Consider the following 4632-nt stretch of genomic DNA (forward strand, 5'->3'; position numbering starts at 1 on the left):
CGCGAGAGCATTCGCCCGAGCTAGCCGGCCCAAAATTGTTAAGTGATCATAAGGTCAGGCGCATTGACGCCCCCCTGTGCCAAAAGTATAATCGTTCGTGGGTTGTCATAACGCAGTGGATGTTTGCTTACATCTTTTAGACGGGAAAACGGGGCCCGATTCTTGCAACGCCAACAGAAACCACATTCTGATGGCGGATGTTCTAGTTGAGGCACTGCATGGCGCTTAGAGGCAATCTGCGCGATTTCAGCATCACCCAACTTTTTAACCTGATCCATTTGGCGCGTAAGACCGGGTTATTGACCATCCAAGGCGCGAGCGAAACGGCGCAGATTTATTTTCGTGAGGGCAAACTGAGTTATGCCCAGATCGGCCAAACCCCTAACGACCTGGCGACGGTGCTCTACCGAAGCCGCAAACTGAGTGCCAACCAGGTGCGCGTCTTGCACGAGCGGGCTAAGGGAATGAGCGATAAAGAACTGGGCCTGTTGCTCATCAATGCCGGTTACCTGACCCAAAAAGAGATTCTGGATAGCCTGCAAGCCTATACCCTCGAGGCCGTGCGTCGCCTTTTCACCTGGGTGGAGGGGCAGTTCAACTTTGAGCCTAATGTTCCCCCACCGGATGGCAAGATTCCTTTGCGCATTGACCTGCAAAACCTGATCATCGAAGGCACGCGCCAGTTACGGGAGTGGGAGCAACTGCAAGAGGAAATTCCCAGTTTGGATATGGCGCTTAAATTCACCGACCGCCCCGGGCGCAACCTGCGTAACCTCAACCTCAGCGTGGAAGAGTGGCGCGTCATTTCCTTCGTCAATCCCAAAAATACCCTGCGCCAGATTGCCCAGGCGACTAAGATGAACGAGTTAGAGATTCGGCGCGTGGTCTATGCCTTACTGCAAGCCGGCATTGTGGAACTGGTGCGCCCGGCGGGGGCGATCCCGGCGGCGCGCACGCTACCCGCAGCCCAGAAGGACCAACAGCGCTCGCTCATCAACCGCCTGATTGAACGTATTCGCTCGATTTGATCCTTGATCCCCGGAGTGCAGGCTGGTATGCAGAACGTCAAAATCGTAGTGACAGGCCCCTTCAATGCCGGAAAAACCGCGTTCATCCGTTCGATCAGCGAAATTGATGTTGTCTCGACCGAGCGCAAGATCACCTCGGCCAGTGAGCGGATCAAGGATCAGACCACCGTGGCGATGGATTTTGGTCGCATCACCGTGGATGACGATCTCGTCCTCTATCTCTTTGGCACGCCGGGTCAAAAGCGCTTTGATTTCATGTGGGAAATCCTCTCCGAGGGCATGCTTGGTTTCGTAGTGATGGTGGACAGTACCCGTCCGGAGACGTTCCGCGAGGCACGCAGTATCCTCGAAACCTTCCGCGCCTATGCCCCAACCCCTTATGTGGTCGCCGCTAATAAACAGGATAGCCCCGACGCCTGGGATCTGGAGGATATGCGCGTTGCCCTGCGTTTGGATCGCAAAGTGAAATTGCTCCCCTGCGTGGCAACGCAGAAAGAAGCCGTCAAGAACGTGTTGCTTGAACTGCTCTACAGCATCCTGGCCGAGATGGAGGAGGGTCGGTCCTGAACACAGGCCGGCAGGTGTGCGGTGTCGTCCATTACCACCGATCAGGGTATTCTCCATTATGAAGTCTATGGTCGCGGCAAACCGGTGATTCTGCTCCACGGTTGGCTCGGCTCGTGGGGCCTGTGGCAGGATACCATGGCCTACCTCGGGCGCTATTATCGCACCTACGCGCTCGATTTTTGGGGCTTCGGTGAATCGGGCAAGAAACTGGATACCTACCAGGTGAGCGATTTTGTGGACCTGGTGGATCAATTCATGGATCGCCTGGGGCTGGAACGGGCGCCGCTGGTCGGCCACAGCATGGGCGGCACGGTCAGCCTGCTAGTGGCGATGCGCTACCCTCAGCGGGTGGAGCGGGTAGTGGTAATCGGTTCGCCGATTGCGGGCTCATCGCTTGCGCTGGCGCTCAAACTGGCCGGCCTGCGTCCGATTGCTTTCCTGCTGTTCAGTTTCTTCGGCTTCTTCCGCTGGGGAATGCGCCTGGCCTCGCCGCTGATCTGCCGCGATCCGCGCTTCCCGGAGATGATGGATCGCGACCTATCGCAGACCACGCTGGAATCCTTCCTCACCAGCATTGCCTCACTGCGGCGCACGGATTTGCGCCCGCACTTGGATCTGGTGCGTGTGCCGGTGATGGGCATGTACGGCCTGCGTGATAATATTGTGCACCCGCACCAGGGGCGCGTCTTGCGCCACGGGGTGCCGCGCACCGAACTGGTCGAATACCCCCGCGCCGGACACTTCATCATGCTGGATGAACCGGAGGCCTTTATGCGCACCCTGCACGCCTTTCTAGAACGCCCCCCGCAACCTCAGGAGCCACTGCATGAGCCCCAACGACCGCCTATCACGCTCTGATACCTGGTATGATCTCTTGCAGTTGGGGGTGGAAATGATGGTCGGCGCAGAAGGGATGGCGACGCTTGCTTCTCCCTTGCCGGAAAGTCTGCCCCAGCGCTACGGCTTGCCCACGGCGCAGGGATTGGCCTGGCGGGCCGGACGGGCGGCCTGGCCGTGGCTCTATCGCCATCATCAAAGCGTCATCGGTCTCGACCAGATTGACTTCTGGCTGTTGCCCTTGCGCCGCCGCCTGAGCCAGGGCCTGCACACCACAGTGGCATTTCTCCAGTCCTGTCAGGGCTGGACACTGGCATTGGATGAATTGCCTGACGAGTGGCACCTTGAAGTGCAGCGGGTGCCACCACCCCACCCCGACCCGGTGCACGTGTGGTGCTGGTTCCTGGGCGGGCTGGTGCAGGAATTCCTGGCCTGGGCAAGCGGGGCACGTGTTTACCCCTTGCGTGCGCTGATCTGCGCCGCCGCATCTAAAGCCGCCCCCTGCCGCATTGTCTTCGGACGCACACCCCTGGATTGAACCCATCGCATGACGCGAGGGTTGGGTATGCTCAAGATCATCCTGCAATCGCCCCGTTATATCACCCCGTTCAATGAGCGGGCGCGCGATCTGCGCATCCAGAACAAGCCACTCTGGCTGGCGCAGCGAGATGTGCTGGCGCCCTACACCACGCACGAGATCGAACTCCCTCCCGACGCGCGGCTGCCCCAGGTGCGCGAGCCGTGTCTGGTCTATCGCGATAACCTCTTCTTTGACGAACATTACATCGCCGCTTTCCTGGCTGAGGCACGCAAACGCCCCCACCCCTCACGGGCGGCGTTTGCGATCCATGACCCGGCTTTTCGCGAACACTGCCTGCCACTCTCGGATTCCTATACCCCCGCCGGCGACCTCTACCTGGCCGACTTGTGGTATTACCCCCGCGGCCCAGAGCCGAACGCCGAGCCGTTGGTGATTGACCTGCAGGCGCGCGAGATCGGCTACTACCATGTGCCGACCTACATGGCCGCCCAGAGCGGCGATCTGGTGTATCAGGTGCCTCTACGTAGTCTGATCGCCATTGACTCATGGGTGCACATTTTCATCGCCGATTGCGTCTTTGGCCTCTTCGGGCGCGGAGCACGCTTTGAGGAACGCCTCAAACGCGACTTGGGGTTCAAACTCTCCATCCTCTGGACGGCGCTCTACGAGGGCAAGCAGGTGCTGGAATGCTCCAAATTGGTCAAGATTGGGCGCAACTGCTCGATTGATCCGACCGCCGTCATCCACGGCCCGACCACCATCGGCGATAACGTGACCATCGGTGCCGGGGCGGTGATTGAGAACTGCATTATCGGGGATAACGTCAACATTTCACAGGGCTGTCACCTGATGCTCTCGGTGGTGGGCGATGGGACGTTTCTGCCCTTCCGTGCCTCGTTGTTCATGACCACGGTGATGGATAACTGCCTGATCGCGCAAAACACCTGCCTGCAAATGTGCGTGATCGGCCGCAATACCTTCATCGGCGCCGGCTCCACGTTCACCGACTTCAACCTGCTGCCAACCCCCATCCGCGCGCGGGATGCCCACGGCAACCTAGTGCCCTCGAATCGCCCGGTATTGGGCGGGTGCGTGGGTCACAACTGCCGCATTGGAGCGGGGATGATCGTTTACCCGGCCCGCACGATTGAATCGGACGTGATCCTATTTGCCTCAAAAGAGCGGCGGGTGATTGATAAAGACGTGACCTACGAGCAGAGCGACCACCACCAGCTGCCGCTGGCGCACCTGCACCGCCGCCTCTACCCCCGCCCCGGCGAAGCCACGGACGAGGGATGGTGAGGAAGGTCATATGCAACCGGTAGTAACGTTGTTTGAACACCAGCGCGTTAGTTACGCTGAACTTGGCCTGGATGCCGATGCATCCATTCTACAAGCGCTAGATCGGCTTAACGCCCAATCTAAAACAGAATTGATCGTACTAGAGCGTACGGCATTGCGGACGACGCAGTATGTTGGCATACTTGAAGTGCGGGGGTTAACACTGCAGATTCTTCCCAAAATAGACTATGAGCCGTCAACCGGAGAAACCTGAGTATCGAGGAATCCGCAATACGTAATTTCCTTCTGTTACGAGAAACCGTCGGGGAAGCCCACCCTTTTAAGGGTGGGATGAAAGGCGGCCTTATCATTAGGTGG

Annotated in this window: 6 protein-coding genes; all 6 read left to right on the forward strand. The window is 58.8% G+C overall.

Annotation, left to right across the window (positions count from 1 at the left end; translation table 11 throughout):
* The first annotated feature begins 218 nt into the window (after positions 1 to 218).
* Genes AC01YT_RS13430 through AC01YT_RS13455 form a run of 6 tightly spaced genes read left to right on the forward strand, consistent with a single transcriptional unit; the run spans position 219 to position 4528 of the window.
* A complete protein-coding gene (locus tag AC01YT_RS13430; protein WP_476676235.1) occupies positions 219 to 1028 on the forward strand; it encodes a DUF4388 domain-containing protein in 810 nt (269 codons plus the stop codon).
* Positions 1029 to 1055: 27 nt separating this feature from the next.
* Positions 1056 to 1595, forward strand: a complete 540-nt coding sequence (locus tag AC01YT_RS13435; RefSeq protein ID WP_315624872.1) for a GTP-binding protein — start codon at positions 1056 to 1058, stop codon at positions 1593 to 1595.
* Between the two features lie 21 nt (positions 1596 to 1616).
* Positions 1617 to 2453 (forward strand): alpha/beta fold hydrolase, encoded by an 837-nt coding sequence (locus tag AC01YT_RS13440; RefSeq protein ID WP_476676238.1) that lies wholly within the window; start codon positions 1617 to 1619, stop codon positions 2451 to 2453.
* Positions 2422 to 2970, forward strand: coding sequence for a hypothetical protein (locus AC01YT_RS13445; RefSeq protein WP_476676240.1), 549 nt, complete (start codon positions 2422 to 2424; stop codon positions 2968 to 2970). Before AC01YT_RS13440 ends, AC01YT_RS13445 begins: the two co-directional genes overlap by 32 nt.
* Positions 2971 to 2997: 27 nt before the next feature.
* Positions 2998 to 4275 carry a DapH/DapD/GlmU-related protein gene (locus AC01YT_RS13450; protein ID WP_476676242.1) on the forward strand — a complete coding sequence of 426 codons (1278 nt, stop codon included), beginning with the start codon at positions 2998 to 3000 and terminating at the stop codon, positions 4273 to 4275.
* Between the two features lie 10 nt (positions 4276 to 4285).
* Entirely contained in the window at positions 4286 to 4528 is a 243-nt protein-coding gene (locus AC01YT_RS13455) for a hypothetical protein (RefSeq protein WP_476676244.1), read from the forward strand.
* Positions 4529 to 4632 lie beyond the last annotated feature (104 nt).

This window comes from Thermanaerothrix sp. (assembly GCF_056331585.1).

What these genes read in the sequence shown, in the direction of transcription:
- AC01YT_RS13445 (WP_476676240.1), top strand. Translation starts at nt 2,422, where the DNA reads ATGAGCCCCAACGACCGCCTATCACGCTCTGATACCTGGTATGATCTC.
- AC01YT_RS13430 (WP_476676235.1), top strand. Translation starts at nt 219, where the DNA reads ATGGCGCTTAGAGGCAATCTGCGCGATTTCAGCATCACCCAACTTTTT.
- AC01YT_RS13435 (WP_315624872.1), top strand. Translation starts at nt 1,056, where the DNA reads ATGCAGAACGTCAAAATCGTAGTGACAGGCCCCTTCAATGCCGGAAAA.
- AC01YT_RS13455 (WP_476676244.1), top strand. Translation starts at nt 4,286, where the DNA reads ATGCAACCGGTAGTAACGTTGTTTGAACACCAGCGCGTTAGTTACGCT.
- AC01YT_RS13450 (WP_476676242.1), top strand. Translation starts at nt 2,998, where the DNA reads ATGCTCAAGATCATCCTGCAATCGCCCCGTTATATCACCCCGTTCAAT.